Genomic DNA, 15,605 nt, shown 5'->3' with positions numbered 1-15,605 from the left:
AGGGCGTGAAACTCCCGTTTTATAAATACCAGGGCACCGGAAATGATTTTATCGTTATTGATAATCGGAAGGGATTATTTGATCCAAAGAATAAGGAGCTGGTAATAAGATTATGTGACCGTAAGTTCGGGATTGGCGCGGATGGACTGATGCTGTTGCAGGAAAAGCAGGGTTTTGATTTTGAGATGATTTATTTTAACAGCGATGGATCGCAGAGTCTCTGCGGTAACGGGAGCCGTTGCATCACAGCGTTCGCCTTAAAAATGGGAATCATACGCGGAGAGGCACTGTTTCTTACAACGGACGGCCCGCATAATGCACGAACGGACGGTGGCATTATCAGCCTCGACATGATGGACGTTCTGCATATGGAACAATCTGAGGGTGCGTGGATACTCAATACTGGTTCACCTCATTATGTGAAGCAAGTACATGGATTGCCGCAGTTTCCGGTGGTTGCCGAAGGACGTGCCATCCGGAACAGTGAACGGTTCATTAAGGACGGAATAAATGTGAATTTTATTGAAGCAGTTTCTGAAAATAGGCAGAATGTGTTGTATGTGCGTACGTACGAGCGGGGAGTGGAGAACGAAACACTTTCCTGCGGAACCGGTGTTACCGCATGTGCGCTGGTGGCTCACCGCCTTGGTCTTGCTTCTTCTTCCGGGCACTGCGTTGTTAAAACGCCCGGCGGAGAGCTAAAAGTTCGGTTCAAAAAAGACGAAGACGGCTACCGCGAGATCAGGCTGGAAGGTCCGGCCGAGATGGTATTCGAGGGCGTAATTGAGGTCTGAAATCCCTATTTTCTGTAATAATGCATGATTTTACTAAGCAATGACTGCACCATTTCCCCGTTTTTATTGCTCATCGCATAGTGCCAGCTGATCACCGCATGATTTTTTCCCGGATTTACTCTCAATTCTTCTATGCTGGCCTTACAGAAGATCTGATCTCCGGCGTACGTGGGTTTCAGAAATTTCCAGTGACTCACTTCCAGTCCGCAAAGAACAGTTTTGCCGAATAACGGCAGCCATTTTCTGGTGTGGAAATGATTAAAGGGATGCGGGCCGCTGCTGATCAGTCCCTTGAAGATACTCTCAGCTGCCGCTTCCTTGCTGGTATGAAAGGGGAGAGGATCAAATCGCCGTGCAAAGTCAATGATTTCCTCGTCTGTAAAAATATGAGAACCCAGATCAATGACTGACCCGCATTCGTATTTATTGGTGTCAAATGGATGATAAAGCATCTATTTGATGCCGTGCATTTTCTTGGAGAGCACACTATTCAGCATAATCATGACCAGTCCGGATCCGATCGGAATAACGGCGAAGATCATAAAGAAGACAGAAATGGAGTACGACTGTGATATTTTGTCAATCAGACTACCTGTTAATCCTGCCAGTGTATTGGCGATGAAGGTGGCAAGGAACCAAATGCCGAACATCATACCTACGAGCCGGGCGGGCGCTAGTTTGCTCACGTAGGAAAGGCCAACCGGAGAAACGCATAATTCTCCCAGTGTATGCAGAAAGTACGCTAGAATAAGCCAGATCATACTCACAGCTGCTGTGGGAGCACCCTGGGGAATCGATTTTCCTCCATAAGCCAGCACCGCAAATCCAAGACCAAGCAGTATCAGGCCCAGTCCGAATTTTACCGGGCCGGAAGGATTAATCCTGCTCTCCCATATTTTTGAAAAGAGTGGAGCACATGCGATGATAAAAAAGGAATTCAGGATCCCGTACCACGAAGCCTGGATGGAGGCAACATCCGCCTGGAATTCGCGCTTGAGCATCCAGATGGCGATACCCCATATGATAATGAAGCTGATCGTGATGCAGATTACGGCGATCGGGTAATCGCGCACAATGGATTTCGCCAGCATAATGAGTACCCAGGTGACAATTCCGAGGGGTACAATGGTGAGCAACGTGTTAATGATCTTAAAGGTGTCTGCCTGCGTTCCGGTGAGAACATTATCTGTGTAATCTTTGGCAAAGATGGTCATACTCCCGCCTGCCTGCTCAAATGCCATCCAGAAGAAGATGGTGAAAAAGGAAAACACTCCGATTACGATGAGGCGGTCTCTTTCCACATTTTTTGGGATGCTTTCGGCGGCGGCCGACTCTTTCGGTGCTTTTTTGGGTTCAAGTCCGATATTTCCGAAGATCTTCTGACCGAAATGAAACATCAGTAGACCAAGGAACATGAATATGCCGGCGAGTCCGAAACCGTAACTCCATCCGACCTTTTCTCCAATATAGCCGCACAGACCAATTCCAAGGAATGCGCCGGCATTGATGCCCATATAGAAGATGGTATACGCCGCATCCTTTTTTGCACTTTGAGGAGAATAAAGATTTCCCACAATAGAGGAAATGTTCGGTTTGAAAGCTCCGTTACCAAGGATCAGCAGAACCAGACCGAGATAAAAGAAGAGGGGTGTTTCGAGAGCCATGGAGCCGTGGCCCAGTGTCATTAGAATGGCACCCAGCAGAACCGCTTTGCGGTATCCAAGCAGTTTGTCTGCGAGCAAACCTCCGATAATGGGCGTAATATAAACCAGGCCTGTATAAAAGGCATAGAGCTGAAGCGCCTCCTCCCTTGTCCATGCCCAACCGCCACTGGCGGCTTCCGAAACGAGAAACAATACGAGCAGCGCACGCATTCCGTAGTAGCTGAAACGTTCCCACATCTCTGTAAAGAACAGCAGAAAGAGACCGGAAGGATGCCCTATAATATTGTGCTTCCAGGTGATTTCACCCCGGGGAGTGGGTTGAACATCCGGTTGATCTAGTACGCTCATAATGCTCTGTTTGGGTGGGTGAAGATACGATTTATTCTTTTTTCCGCACGTCGGTAATCTCAAAGATGCTGGTCGTGCTCTTGCCGCTCACTACATCAGTGATCACAAGCGTGTAACGCCCGGGACGGAGGTACCATTTTCCGTTTTCTGATTTTTCCGGTGCGGTTCCGTTTTTTGATTTTTTCATCAGCCAGGAAATATATATTTCTTTGGATGACTCGGGAAATGTGAGATCGTATGTAATGTAATTGATACCTCTCGCGCAGGTTTGTGTGCTGCCTGAAATGCGTGTAATGCTGTCTGCGAAGATTTCCCAGTTTACAGTGGTTTTTTCTTTACTCCAGAAGGGGATGTGTACCAGTGGTGTGTCCGGGGTGTCATAAACATTAGGAATTTTTCCCCATTGCGGGCGCCAGCGCGTGCCGGCTATGCTGAAAATCCGGAGCGGGAGAGCCATGAGGGAATCGTTCAGTTGCTGAAGGATGCTTACATCTGCGGTATAGAGTGAGCGCCCGTGGGTTGCGAGGATCACCTCCTTCGCTACAGGATGGATTGCGAGGTCATGAACTGCCACATGAGGAAGGCCGTTCATCATGCTCATGAAAACATTGCCACCGTCGAGAGATACATAGAAGCCGTTATCGGTGCCGATATAAATGATTTTTTCATTCGCCGGATCGTCTTTTACCACGTTTACCGGCTCCGCGGGTAAACCGGCGCCCAGTCGCTTCCATGTTGTTCCGTAGTCCTCCGAAACATATACATATGGTACGAAATGATCCCACCGGTAACCGCTCAGCGAGCAATAAACACGTGATTCCTTGTGAGACGAAGCCCATACCTGGCTTACCCACATATTGGCAGGCAAACCGTTAACTATTCTTGTCCAGGTATATCCTCCGTCTTTGCTCACATGCACAAGTCCGTCATCACTGCCGGTGTAGATCAGACCAAATCTGAGCGGCGACTCATGCAAGGTGGTGAGTGTACCGAAACTCACATCTCCTTTTTTTCCTCCTGCCGTGAGGTCAGGGCTTAGCGTCTGAAAGTCCTTTCCCTGGTTAAAAGAGCGGTGAAAACGGTTAGAGCCCATATAAAGGATATCCGGATTATGCACACTCAGCCAGATGGGCGATTCCCAGTTCCATCTGTATGGTCGCTCACCCAGTTCATGTACGGGAGTTATGTATACGGCATCGCGGGTTGTTTTATCAATGCGGAAATAATTACCGAACTGGTATCCGGTGTACACTGTATTGTTGTTGCGGGGATCTGTCATCACCTGCATTCCATCTCCTCCCATCAGCGATTTGTAAGGATATTCACCTTCCTGATGCCATGCAGGACTGTATTTGTAAGTGGAAGGGCCGTACCACACCCCGTTGTCCTGCAGTCCGCCATACACATTATAAGGTGTATTAAAGTCGTAATTGACGGAGTAAAACTGGCCAACAGCCGGCGAATTGCATTTAATCCAGGTTTCTCCGTTATCATATGAAATATTTACCCCTCCATCGTTGCCGCAGATCAGGTGCCCTGTTTTTTTCGGGTCCAGTTCAAGTGCATGATAATCCACATGGGTATTGTCGCGGTTCAGCGAGGTAAAGGTCTTTCCCCCGTCCTTTGAATACAGGATCACAAAGCCCACGAGATACACTTTTTCAGGATCAGTGTCTGCTACGCGGATGTTACCGAAATAATAGCCGTACGTATAGTACATTCCATCCAGAGCACCGTTATGTGTTTTTTTCCAGCTTTGCCCACCGTCATCCGACCGGTAAAGTTCCGCGCCGGTGATTTTCGTATTGAATAAAAGGGAATTCGCATCTTCCAGGTATTCCACAAGGGCAATAGGTTTCAGTTTCCCGTTACGAACGGATTCTTTTACGCTTTTTGCTTTGTGTTTCTCGGGAAAATCGTTTTCACGAAGGAACTTCTCCAGATCATCGTTACTTAGTTTTTCGAAATCCGCCGCTGTAATCGTGCGGAGGAGATCACGGGTTATTTTTTCTTCTTTACCTTTTTCCTTCGGAGGACTCTGGAACTGGTTATCCAGAAAAGCATATACGATGCCGCCGGAGGTGGCCGCCAGCCCGATCCTTCCAACACCATCTCCATCAGGGAATCCCGAATTCCCTCCGCTGACCTTTTTCCAGGTCTGTCCTCCGTCGGAGCTCCGCCAGATGCCAGAGCCTTTTCCGCTTTCCTCAAAATTCCAGGCCCGGCGCGTCCGCTGCCAGGAGGAGGCGTAGATAATTTTGGAATTGCCGGGTTGTAAAACAAGATCGATCGCGCCGGTATTATCATCAATATACAGGGTCTTTTTCCAGGTTTTTCCTCCATCGGTTGTTTTAAATACACCGCGTTCCGTGTTTGGGGAATACAGATGCCCGACCGCAGCAACATAAACGCTGTTGGGATCATCCGGGTCTGTAATTATTCTGCTGATGTGATGTGTTTCTTCCAGTCCGGCCGAAGTCCAGGTTTTCCCTTTGTCACGGCTTACAAAAACACCCATACCGGAATAAGACGAACGGGAGGAATTGCATTCTCCTGTTCCAACCCAGATTACTTCACCGTGCTTCCAGTCAACAGCTATATCTCCAATTGTGATCACCAATTCATGGTCGAAGACCGGATGAAATGAGGTGCCGTTATTTTCTGTCTTCCACAACCCACCGGAGGCGTACGCCACATAGAAATGAGTTGGATCATCGGGATTTACGTCAATATCTGTTACGCGTCCGCTCATAATCGTGGGGCCAATGTTTTTAAGCGGAATATTTCCCAGCAATGTATTTTCCGCCAGTTGTTTTTTTCTCAGCCAACCTTCCTGACGTTCTTTAGACGAAGTTGGAGAAACAGGATTCTGTGCAGGCAAATGAATCGTAATGAGGAAGCTGGTTATGATAAGGATAATGTGTTTCATAGATAGAGGATTAACAGATCACATTCAGACTCGAAGGTACAATTTTGAAAAGAAGGTGCTGGCCTGCTTCCAATGGCTCTCCGTCAATGTGGGCGGTGCGGTCCTTTTGAAGGATACGTATTTCCCGGCCCCGGATGATTTCAAGGTATTTGCTTTTGTTCAGGCTTTTGTTGAAAAGCCGGTAGGCAAGCAGTGGTGCCGTATACACAGGAAACGAGCGAAGTATGCACACATCCAGCTGACCATCGGTGATATCAGCTGACGGAGCGATGCTCGCGTTATTTCCGTATTGAGATCCGTTGGCAACACTGATAAGCAGCGCCGTCCTGTGATACGATTTTCCGTCTACAATGATCTCGTATGTTCTCGCCTGGTATTTTGGAAACTCCCGGAGAAAGACTTTGATGTAGGAGGAAAACCCCCGTTTTCCGAAGCGGGCGAATTCCCATCCGATGTGCGCGTCAAAACCCACACCTGCCATTCCCAGGTAGATTTTTTCGTTCAGGGTGGCAGTGTCAATACGTTTTACAATACCTGACTGAATACGGGCAAGAGCTTTTTCAATATCCATTGGAATTCCCAGATGCCTTGCGAGTCCGTTTCCTGATCCGGCGGGCAGTATTGCCAGCGTACTTGCACTGCCAATAAGCGACTGCCCGGTTTCATTTACAGATCCGTCACCTCCCACCGCCACTACTAAAGAAACTTTTCTTTCTGCGGCTTCCCTTGCGATCTGGGTGGCATGCCCCCGGTGTTCCGTATACTTAACTGTGGCTTCAAAACGGGTACGGTCGAGACAGCTTTCAATGAGCTTCTCCACCTTTTTTTGTCTTCCCACCCCTGACACCGGGTTGATGATAAAGAGTATTTCGCGCTTCATCCGGGGCGAAGTTTGTTCCGGATCATATCCCGGTTATAGCGCTGAATCAGTGCTTTCAGAAGGGTTAGTTCCTTCCGGTACATGCTTTCATGGGATACCAGGTTGCCCTGAAGCAGGGAGTCGCGCCGGTAATTGTGAACGGTGGTTACCTGCTCGCCGTTAAAGGAAAGGATCAGTGAATCGCTGACCAGGTAATATTCATTGCTGATGTGAAAGACCGCATATCCGCTTACAGGCTTCAGGAGAGATTGACCATAGCCGTAATAAGAGTCGGGAATGTTGAGCAGGTCAAGCAGGGTCGGCATAATATCTGCCTGCTGCGAAATACGGGTAACCTTTGCCTTCAGTGTATCGGAAGGAGAGTAAAATAATATTGGAATGGAATGTTGGCCTAATCTATGCATATAGTACGGATCGTCGCTGACACCGGTATGATCAGCAACAAAAACAAACACGCTGTTTCTGAACCAGTTCTTTTCTTTGTTTTCAGTAAAAAATCTCCGCAACTGATCATCTGTGTAACGGATCGTACGGAGAATAGGATATTTCCCTTCCGGATAAGAATGCTCCATTCCTTCAGGCACCCGGTAAGGGTGATGAGAGCTGAGAGTAAACAAGGTAGAAAGGAATGGCTCTTTTTGTTTATCCAGTTCCTCTGCAAAGCGCCGGAGGAAGGGACCATCCCAGATGCCCCAGTGTCCGTCGGCATCCTGTTCACCGGCATATTCTGTACGCCCGTAGTATCGGTCGAAGCCTGCCATGGCAGCATAACTGTCAAAACCCATGCTTCCGTTAGTGGCACCATGAAAGAAGGAAGTGGTATATCCGTATTTTTTCAGAATTACCGGAAGCCCCTCCACTGCATTCGTTCCATAAACAGACGTAATGAATGGTTCATTCATAAGCGTCGGGATGGAGGCGGTGACAGCGGGTAGTGCCTCGATGGAGCGTTTACCGTTAGCGAAACCGTTTAAGCAGTAAAGGCCTTGCTCCGACAGAGAATCAAGGAACGGGGTGAAAGAAGTTCGGCCTCCGGCCCGGGTATATTCTTTTGAAAAACTCTCCAGTATAAAAATGATCACATTTCTGCGCAGGATAGCACCCGTATCACCCGGATGAACCGGGTTAAAATGTTTGCGTTCTTCTTCCCCGCTCATATAATTCACCTCTGCCAGGCTCCCGGTTTCTGCACTTTTGATCATATTAAAAGGAGTGTTCAATACAAGAACGGAGTAACGTGCGTCGGAGAAGGCCGCTGCATCTACCATATGTAGCGGACGAAGACGAAAACCTCCCCGGTAGGCAAGCAGTGCCATGGAGGAAAAAACGATAAATAGTGCGAAATGGATCAGCCGGTATCGTGATGATGGAAGCGAAGCGGAGGGAAGAAAAATAATTTTCCGGTCGGTGAATGACAGCACCCAGACCATCAGGATCCAGAGGAGAGGAAGGAACCAGTATCCGGCAATTAAAGAGGGCAGAAGTGTCAGGAAATCTACCTTGCCGGTAGCGAAGGTAATAATCTCCATCGTACTACGGTGAAGCGTAAAAGGGTAATAACCGGCATCCATCACATTGAAGAGAAGAAAAAAACTATTGGGAAGAATGTACAGCCACCGCAGGATTTTTTTATACGTTTTATTGGTTCTTATTGGAGAAGGCAAAAGTACTCCTGCCAGGTAAAGGCTGTTGATCATCACGATGGCCGAAAGGTCAAAAAGAAAGCCGGCTCCGAAAACGGAAAAGTAGTCAGAAGCGGAGATGCCTCTGAAGAAGGAGTAATTGACCAGCAGGAACAATAAACGACAGAGGGAGTAAAGCAAAATCAGCACTCCGAGCCGCTTCAGGGCTCCGTACAGCCAGGTGAGGTGGACTTTCACAGGGTAAAGTTAATCATTGCCGGGGACCTTAATGCCCCGTGCGCTTTTCAAAAGTGATGGGCATGGTAAAGAAACAACTTACCTTTTTCCCCAGGTGGGAAGCGGGCTTCCACAGAGGCATGATTCCCAGCACACGGGCAGCCTCATCACTGTATCTTTGGTCGGTGCTGTTCTCAATGTGGATCGAACGGATCTTTCCGTGACTATCAATGATAAAAACCGCTGTTACAGTGGCCCCCACAGTCCCCGGAGGGATAACAAGATGCCGGTCAAGAAATGCAAGCAGGGAATCCATACCACCGGGATATTCAGGTTTAAACTGAACGCGCTTGTATACCTTTTCTCCGTTGATGATGGTATAGGTGGAATCACGGAGTGATGCGAATGCGAGGGTATTAAAAAGCAAAAAGCAGAGGACAAGAATCCGGCCGGCCATGCTCAAATGTACTTATTTGTTCACAGATTCTGCTCCGCGTTTTCAACAGTTTGTGAGCAATCTATGGGATAATGTAAATTGTTTTGAGGGTTTTCCTACTTTTATCATTATGAGCGAGATAAGTAAAGCAAATAATCCTTCCTTAAAATCATGGATCGAAGTAAAGGCAGGCTCCGATTTTCCCATCCAGAATATTCCGTTCGGCGTTTACCGGCGCGACAATTCCTTGCCTCTGGTAGCAACAATTATAGGAGAGCATGTGATCGATCTTTCCTCTATGTACGAAAACGGTTTTCTTCGGGACTGTGGTTTGAAGGAAAATGTTTTTCGCCGGAAGTCCCTTAATGCTTTCATCTCTTTGGGAAAAAGCACAACCCGTAAAGTGCGTGAGAAGTTGTCAGAGTTATTTCGCCATGATAATCCTTTACTGCGTGACGACATCATGAATAGAAACCGGGTGATGCACCGTGTGTCTGAGGTAGAATTGCTTCTGCCGGTAGAAATCGGGGACTATACGGATTTTTATTCCAGCATACATCACGCTACGAATGTGGGAATGATGTTCAGGGATCCGGAAAAGGCATTGCTCCCAAACTGGAAGCATCTCCCTGTAGGGTATCACGGGAGAGTGAGTACTATTTATGCCAGCGGACATAGTTTTTACAGACCCAAGGGGCAAACGCATCCAAAAGAAAACGAGCCTCCTGTTTTTGGTCCGACTCTGATGCTGGATTTTGAGCTGGAAACGGCTTTTGTGGTCGGAAAGGAAACAGCACAGGGCGAGTGCATTACTACAGCATCTGCGGAGGAGTATATTTTCGGAATGATGCTTTTTAACGACTGGAGCGCAAGAGATATTCAAACCTGGGAGTATGTTCCGCTGGGACCCTTTCTGGCGAAAAATTTTGCCAGCACAATATCTCCATGGGTTGTGACGCTGGACGCGCTGGAGAGTTTTCGCTGTACCGGATTTAAACAGGAGCCTGAAGTTCTCCCTTACCTTCGATACGAAGGGGATAAGAATATTGACATTAATCTGGAAGTGTGTATAAAACCCGAAAAGCAGAAGGAAACCCGGGTCTGTCTGAGTAATTATAAATATCTTTACTGGACGATGGAGCAGCAATTGGCGCATCACACGGTGAATGGCTGCAGCGTAAGGGTAGGAGATATTATGGCTTCAGGCACCATCTCCGGTCCGGCTTCCGGTTCATTCGGGTCAATGCTGGAGATCACCTGGCGGGGAACCAGGCCGGTGACAATGAGCGATGGAAGCGAAAGAAAGTTTATCCTGGATCAGGACACTGTGATCATGCGCGGGTGGTCAGAAAAGGAAGGGGTTCGCATTGGATTCGGTGAGTGCAGGGCCAAAGTACTGCCTGCAAAATGATCACACATTCACAAAATCATTAAGAATGTTGGGACGATATTCCGGTTGCCGGATCTTTTCGGCGATAATGTCCTGAAATCTGCGACCGGAGATCTTGCTTTCCAGCCAGGAAATCAGGTCAAAATATTCCAGCGCACGTTTTTCAAAAGCATCATCCTTTGTAGTGCAGATCAGCTGATCCTTTAATTCGCTGAAAGCGTCCAGTTTTTTCTTCTCTGAATCCATATGGGGCGCTTTTTTCCGGATGAAATCCAGGATATGATTTTCCACCTTATACAGCCTGTTTCGTTTTAAAAGATAGCGATAGGTGCTTACCACTGAATATTCCAGCAGATCCATTTTGCCCATTTCATAATGGATAAGGAGACTCATGATTTTGGAAAAGCAGTAAATGTCCGTTCGCTGCACCTTCCCGGAATTGATGATCCGGTTCAGATTCTCATTTGCTTTGGGAAAATTACCGGCAGTAAAATAAATGCGCGCGAAAGAGAAGTAAAAGTTGTATTCAATAATCGGCTCGGTTTTCTCCTGCAGATTCTTCATTTCTTCCGCGATGCGCGGTATTAAAAGCAGCCCTTCTTCTATTTTTCCTGTAGCGATAATATATGAAAGCTTGATGGTATTGATGGCATTGAAGTGCATTTGCTGTAGAAAGTTATTGTTCTGTGGTGATCCGGCGTATTCCACCGGTAGCTGCTCCAGTTTTTGCATCACTTCTCCGAAAACACCGTCAAGGCGGTTCAGACTGAGTGAAATTCCCAGAAAGTTGTAAAGAAGAGACAGGTAGCTTCGCAAGCGCTCGCGAATGAAAAAGCTGTGCTCTTCGTACCACCTGAGATGCTTCAAGGCATATTCATACGCTTTTGCCTCGTTGCCGGCCAACCGGTAATACATTCCATAATTGAAATAATAATAATTGCAGGCCTCAAAAGATTTTACGTTGCATAGTTCCGGTTTGTTCTCCTCAAACGCAGATTCAATCGTACGCAATTCTTCCTTGCTGCGGGCCGGACCCTGCGCGTTAAGAAACAGCATCAGCCGCATCGCCCGAAGCCAGTTGTTGTTGATCTCGGTAAGTACATCCAGGCTTTCACGATACGCAGCGTGCATCTTTTCAAGATCTGCCTCCGATTTCCCTGCATAAAACTGGGAATTCAGAATTTTGCGTTCCAGATCCCGCAGTTCAGGCACGTATTGGTATTGCTCATACACATCCGCGAGCTCAAAGGTGGTCTGTAACAGCTTATGTGCATGTGAAATCAGCCCTTTGGCATAGAGAATCTCGATCATCTCCAGTTTCTGCCGCACTTCAGAACTGATACTCTTCGCCTTGTGAAATTCACAAAGGCTCTTCATCACCAGGTCATAGAGATAGTTTTTGATCCGGTGAAGCTGTTTGGCAAACTTCTCTTTCCTGAATTTCTCAAGCAGATCATCCTCATCGTAGATGTCCTGCGCTTCAATGGCATCAAATAATCGCAGATAGTTGTTTTCGCTTCCTATCACATGCCGCTGCGCAAATATTTTGAAATAACGTTTCTCTGAACCTGTAAGGGATTTGATCAGATCAAAGACCGCGGTACTCTTCTCCTTGGGTTTACGTGTATTCTCCTGGCTCATGTCCCTTTTCTTTTTTGGAATGCTTTCTGCCTGTAATCATCCCGCGTAAGACCGTTCTCATCATGACCGCAGGCCTCGCAAAACGAGGCCCTCTGCCGCGACTTGAATCCACACCAGCGGCATTCATAAAACCCGGTATCATTCTTCAACCGGTTCCCTCCCTTCGCTTGTGGTGTTCCGCGTACTTCAAGAAGGATTGCAATCACACAGCCCGCAAAAGCCATGAATAGGGCTGTCCCAACTATTTTCGGCTTTAGGAACAAAACAGAATTAAGGATGCCGTCATGCACCTGGTCGCCGAAAAAAATCTGCTCCAATGGTATCATATCATCTCCGTAGCGGCCAAACAACATGTAGCCGCCCACAAAACCGAGGGTACCTGAAACAAGGGTAAGAAGGGATATACGAAGTACTTTCATGTTCAGACTTGTACGAAGTTAGAGATTGCATTCGGAATATGCAAATAATTTAAAATCAGTATATTGTAAAACGGTTTTGAACAAATTTAGCCTCATGAAGGGAGACTATTTTATCACAGAGGCCGATATTTCCTGAAATTTCTACCAGGATGTAACTTTCGGCGATTTCCGGGTTATAAAGGCAAACACCCATAAACCGGCAATAATGATTAATACAGCCGTTAAAGCGTACGGAATGGAAGTCCACTCTAAGTATCATGTCAGTAATGAACAGATGGCAGAAGAATTAGCCATTATTGAGGCTGCCAAATTGGATGCTGGCAGATTCGAGCCTTTGTATAATCGATACCACGAGCAGATCTTCCGTTACGCATACCAACGGCTGGATGACAAGGATCTCTGCTTTGATATTGTACAGCAGGTGTTCTTAAAAGCCATCACGAATCTCAGGAAGTATGAATACCGCGGACTGCCGTTCGTCTCCTGGCTTTACAGGATTGCGCAAAGTGAGGTTTATCAGACTTTGCGCGACCGGCAGGCGCAGCGATGCGTGAGTCTCAATGAGGAGGTACTGGAGGATATAGCAGACGAATCGGTGGGTGAAAAAGTGCTCAACGAGGCCCGTTACGGGCAAATCGCAGAGGTGATAGCTGACCTCAACGAAGAGGATCTGCAGCTTGTTGAGATGCGCTTTTGCGAAAAGCGTTCGTTTAAAGAGGCGGCGGAAATTTTGGGGATCACTGAAAATGCAGCCAAGGTTCGAATGTACCGTGCCCTGGAAAGGATCAGAAAAATGCTGAATGATAAATCAGAAAGAAGCAAGTCATGAAAAGAAAGGTAAAACTGGACCGTCCGGAAATCAGCAGCGAGGAGATTAGGAAGGGCAGAGATTTTAAGTCGGTACTCAACAAGGTCAAAGCAGCGCCGGCGGCCAAACCCTTCTATAAAACGTGGGGATTTTTGGCAGGAACGGCGGCGCTTGTAACAACGGCGGCGATCTGGCTGATGATTAATTATTTTTCGTCCGTTGAGCATACCAGGGGAGAAATCACAGTTGTAGCGGGAGCCGGTCTGCAAGAGACTACGAAGGATATTTCCCTTCACCGCCGCCCTGGCAGCCCTTTCATCGCTCCGCCTTTTGACGGCTTGGACATGCCTTTTGAAAAATTCAAATTGTCGGCGGAGAAGGGTGGGAGGATCAGAACGTCCAAAGGATCCTTTCTTACGTTCCCTGAAAGTTCGTTGCAGAATGATGAAGGAAAGCAGGTGAAAGGTGACGTAGAGGTGAAGGTCAGAGAGTTTCACGATCCGGTAGATTTTTTTCTCAGCGGAATACCTATGACCTATGATTCATCAGGAGTACATTATGATTTTGAAAGCGCTGGAATGATAGAGGTTTATGCTTTTCAGGGAGGAAAGGTGTTGAAAATAGATCCGGAAAAACCAGTGAAAGTGGAAATGGTCAGTAATGATCCGGACGGCAGCTACAATGTGTATTCCCTCGATACCGCAATTAAAAACTGGATCTACCGGGGAAGAGACGAGTTGCAGAAGTTCCCGGATCAGAAATCACCGGTTGCAGTATCCGATACGGCGGATAGGTTGCCTGTGTTGACCAGGGCAGATAACCTGAGCCGGGAGATCACGGAGGTTCGCAAGGATATCAATCAGATGGAGAATACCAAACCGATGCAACCCAAACAGCACACCAAAGGACGCTATACGTTTAATATTGATGTTGACAAAAAGGAGTTCCCTGAACTTACTATTTATAAAGATGTGCTGTGGGAGGTAGATCCTTCCAATACAGATTTCACGGACGACATGTATAAGATAACGTGGGAAGATGCAGTGATAAAGGAAGGAGAAGTACGGGGTACGTACCAGATCATCCTGAAGTCTCGTACACTGAAAAAGGTTTTTTCTGTAAGCCCTGTTTTTGAGGGAGTGGACTTCGAAAAAGCGAAAAAGTTGTTCGATGACAGGTTTTCTCAGTTCCAGCAACAATTGAACCTTAAAAAAGAGACAGAAAAGAAATTACAGTCGGAGTATAATGAGGTGCTGAGCCAAATCAAAAAGAACAACAGCCTGAACGGGCAAGTACAGACTGAAATGAAAAAGCGCCAGGCGGAGAGCGATCTTCAGACGCAGCTATTTGGTCTGAATGCGAATGTTCTCAGGACTTTCAGCATCGCCGGCTTCGGGATATGGAATTGCGACAACCCTCATCTGCATTACGCGAATCCTTTCAGCGCCGTTACCTATTTAAAGAACGGTCAACCACTGGACGCGGTAGACATCTGTTTGGTAAACCTTAAATTAAACGGAATGGTCACAACATGGGTTCCCCGGCAATCGGTATTCACGACGCGGCTCGCATCGGGTAAAAATATGGCCTGGACCATTTCCCAGGACATGAAGCTTCTGGTATGCATGGAAAAGGAATTTACCTATGCTCAAAGCCATCCCGGTGCAGAGGGATTGGTAAGTTTAGTTTTCACCGAAGCGCCGGTAGATGTAGGATCTCCGGATGCGATAAAAAAATACCTGTTTGGAACCCTGTCGCTTGAGTAGCTTTTTTGTTTGGTTGGGGTTATTCAGCCTGGCGCCGTTTTGGGGGATGGCCCAGGCTGATTCCCTTTTCTCCGCTCCGGGAGATACTTACGGGGTTATCAAGGTGCAACGACCCGGGATTGTGCCTGTGGTGGAAGTGCTGCTGAAGTACCGTCCCGCTCAATCTCACCGGAAAAAAAAGCTGAAAGACGGAGCTGCATTTCTGAATGATCAGAAAAACATGATACCTAACGGACTTATCGGTCCTGAGCCGTTTTACATTGCTAACCAGGACAGGGAAAAGTACCTGCGGTTATCGGAAACCGCCAATACCCTTTATTTTGATTTGGACTCTTTTTTTTCTGAGAACATTGCCTATAAGTATGCATGGCTTCGCACTCCTTGTACTGATACCATCAGGCTTGTAGCCCGGATCAACAGGAGCGGCGAAGCGGAGTACTCCTACCTAAATGAAAATGGGCAGAAAAGTCAGGTAGAAAAAAAGTGTTTCGAAGCACTTTCACTGATCCTGAAATGGACTCCGGCCAGAGAGGTCCGGTATACCGGGCAAGGCACAAGGATCCGGAGGAGCAGGAGGGTTCACTGTTCTGTGGAACTGATCATTGTACTTAGCGCTGGGTCTCCAGACTTTTTTTTAGTAGAGGATTCCGTAGTACCCCAATAACTCCGCG

13 protein-coding genes are annotated in these 15,605 nt (G+C 47.3%); 5 read left to right on the top strand and 8 right to left on the bottom strand.

Translation table 11 applies throughout. The features are described 5' to 3' along the window. Nucleotides 1-5 precede the first annotated feature (5 nt). Nucleotides 6-794, top strand: a complete 789-nt coding sequence (locus tag IT233_08980; protein ID MCC7302764.1) for a diaminopimelate epimerase — start codon at nt 6-8, stop codon at nt 792-794. A gap of 5 nt (nt 795-799) precedes the next feature. On the opposite strand, the gene IT233_08975 is transcribed toward IT233_08980, so the two are convergent. The 6 genes from IT233_08975 to IT233_08950 are packed head-to-tail and all read right to left on the bottom strand — an operon-like array spanning nt 800 to nt 8,931. Continuing rightward, nucleotides 800-1,246 carry a hypothetical protein gene (locus IT233_08975; protein MCC7302763.1) on the bottom strand — a complete coding sequence of 149 codons (447 nt, stop codon included), beginning with the start codon at nt 1,244-1,246 and terminating at the stop codon, nt 800-802. Continuing rightward, entirely contained in the window at nt 1,247-2,806 is a 1,560-nt protein-coding gene (locus IT233_08970; protein ID MCC7302762.1) for a peptide MFS transporter, read from the bottom strand. Between the two features lie 31 nt (nt 2,807-2,837). Next, complete coding sequence (locus tag IT233_08965; GenBank protein MCC7302761.1) at nt 2,838-5,735, bottom strand: glycosyl hydrolase; 2,898 nt, start codon at nt 5,733-5,735, stop codon at nt 2,838-2,840. Nucleotides 5,736-5,745: 10 nt separating this feature from the next. After that, nucleotides 5,746-6,615: a diacylglycerol kinase family lipid kinase gene (locus tag IT233_08960; GenBank protein ID MCC7302760.1), complete on the bottom strand. Its 870-nt coding sequence runs from the start codon at nt 6,613-6,615 to the stop codon at nt 5,746-5,748. Next, nucleotides 6,612-8,495, bottom strand: coding sequence for a sulfatase-like hydrolase/transferase (locus IT233_08955; protein ID MCC7302759.1), 1,884 nt, complete (start codon nt 8,493-8,495; stop codon nt 6,612-6,614). Before IT233_08955 ends, IT233_08960 begins: the two co-directional genes overlap by 4 nt. 28 nt (nt 8,496-8,523) lie before the next feature. Beyond that, on the bottom strand, nt 8,524-8,931 hold the full coding sequence (locus tag IT233_08950) for a hypothetical protein (protein MCC7302758.1): 408 nt from the start codon (nt 8,929-8,931) through the stop codon (nt 8,524-8,526). Nucleotides 8,932-9,040: 109 nt separating this feature from the next. Here IT233_08950 and fahA point away from each other — a divergent pair, with 109 nt between their 5' ends. Next, a complete protein-coding gene (gene fahA / locus IT233_08945; GenBank protein MCC7302757.1) occupies nt 9,041-10,321 on the top strand; it encodes a fumarylacetoacetase in 1,281 nt (426 codons plus the stop codon). Here fahA and IT233_08940 read toward each other — a convergent pair whose 3' ends face one another. Together IT233_08940 and IT233_08935 are read right to left on the bottom strand one after the other, a co-directional pair. Beyond that, entirely contained in the window at nt 10,322-11,941 is a 1,620-nt protein-coding gene (locus IT233_08940) for a hypothetical protein (GenBank protein MCC7302756.1), read from the bottom strand. After that, nucleotides 11,938-12,360 (bottom strand): hypothetical protein, encoded by a 423-nt coding sequence (locus tag IT233_08935; protein ID MCC7302755.1) that lies wholly within the window; start codon nt 12,358-12,360, stop codon nt 11,938-11,940. Before IT233_08935 ends, IT233_08940 begins: the two co-directional genes overlap by 4 nt. A 205-nt stretch (nt 12,361-12,565) precedes the next feature. On the opposite strand from IT233_08935, the gene IT233_08930 reads away from it, so the two are divergent. From IT233_08930 to IT233_08920, 3 genes are read left to right on the top strand one after another with little or no spacing between them, the layout of a single operon-like run. Next, nucleotides 12,566-13,189: an RNA polymerase sigma factor gene (locus IT233_08930; protein ID MCC7302754.1), complete on the top strand. Its 624-nt coding sequence runs from the start codon at nt 12,566-12,568 to the stop codon at nt 13,187-13,189. Then, on the top strand, nt 13,186-14,934 hold the full coding sequence (locus IT233_08925) for a hypothetical protein (protein ID MCC7302753.1): 1,749 nt from the start codon (nt 13,186-13,188) through the stop codon (nt 14,932-14,934). Before IT233_08930 ends, IT233_08925 begins: the two co-directional genes overlap by 4 nt. Then, complete coding sequence (locus tag IT233_08920) at nt 14,927-15,598, top strand: hypothetical protein (GenBank protein MCC7302752.1); 672 nt, start codon at nt 14,927-14,929, stop codon at nt 15,596-15,598. Before IT233_08925 ends, IT233_08920 begins: the two co-directional genes overlap by 8 nt. Nucleotides 15,599-15,605: the final 7 nt, after the last annotated feature.

This window comes from Bacteroidia bacterium, assembly GCA_020852255.1.
Classification (GTDB): Bacteria; Bacteroidota; Bacteroidia; order JADZBD01; family JADZBD01; genus JADZBD01.
Note: the sequence above shows the minus strand (reverse complement) of the source record. Positions and strands in the feature narration are given on the sequence as shown.

What these genes read in the sequence shown, in the direction of transcription:
- IT233_08930 (MCC7302754.1), top strand. Translation starts at nt 12,566, where the DNA reads ATGATTAATACAGCCGTTAAAGCGTACGGAATGGAAGTCCACTCTAAG.
- IT233_08970 (MCC7302762.1), bottom strand. Translation starts at nt 2,806, where the DNA reads ATGAGCGTACTAGATCAACCGGATGTTCAACCCACTCCCCGGGGTGAA.
- IT233_08965 (MCC7302761.1), bottom strand. Translation starts at nt 5,735, where the DNA reads ATGAAACACATTATCCTTATCATAACCAGCTTCCTCATTACGATTCAT.
- IT233_08940 (MCC7302756.1), bottom strand. Translation starts at nt 11,941, where the DNA reads ATGAGCCAGGAGAATACACGTAAACCCAAGGAGAAGAGTACCGCGGTC.
- IT233_08925 (MCC7302753.1), top strand. Translation starts at nt 13,186, where the DNA reads ATGAAAAGAAAGGTAAAACTGGACCGTCCGGAAATCAGCAGCGAGGAG.
- IT233_08935 (MCC7302755.1), bottom strand. Translation starts at nt 12,360, where the DNA reads ATGAAAGTACTTCGTATATCCCTTCTTACCCTTGTTTCAGGTACCCTC.
- IT233_08950 (MCC7302758.1), bottom strand. Translation starts at nt 8,931, where the DNA reads ATGGCCGGCCGGATTCTTGTCCTCTGCTTTTTGCTTTTTAATACCCTC.
- IT233_08975 (MCC7302763.1), bottom strand. Translation starts at nt 1,246, where the DNA reads ATGCTTTATCATCCATTTGACACCAATAAATACGAATGCGGGTCAGTC.
- IT233_08960 (MCC7302760.1), bottom strand. Translation starts at nt 6,615, where the DNA reads ATGAAGCGCGAAATACTCTTTATCATCAACCCGGTGTCAGGGGTGGGA.
- fahA (MCC7302757.1), top strand. Translation starts at nt 9,041, where the DNA reads ATGAGCGAGATAAGTAAAGCAAATAATCCTTCCTTAAAATCATGGATC.